Origin of the sequence: Paenibacillus taichungensis (assembly GCF_013359905.1) — a bacterium.
Classification (GTDB): domain Bacteria; phylum Bacillota; class Bacilli; order Paenibacillales; family Paenibacillaceae; genus Paenibacillus; species Paenibacillus taichungensis.
Map to the genome: position 1 here is coordinate 1 of NZ_JABMCC010000031.1, position 209 is coordinate 209.

At 53.1% G+C, this 209-nt stretch carries 1 rRNA gene; it reads right to left on the reverse strand.

From position 1 onward, the window contains the following. Positions 1–209: ribosomal RNA gene (locus HP548_RS34175) — 16S ribosomal RNA — on the reverse strand; the annotation flags it as partial.

A 209-nucleotide genomic window follows, 5' to 3' on the forward strand; every position in this document is an offset into this window, starting at 1 on the left:
CTTGGTGAGCCGTTACCCCACCAACTAGCTAATGCGCCGCAGGCCCATCCCCAAGTGACAGATTGCTCCGTCTTTCCAGTTCTCTTCAGGAGAAGAAAACAACTATTCGGTATTAGCTACCGTTTCCGGTAGTTGTCCCAAGCTTGAGGGCAGGTTGCCTACGTGTTACTCACCCGTCCGCCGCTAACCATCAGAGAAGCAAGCTTCTC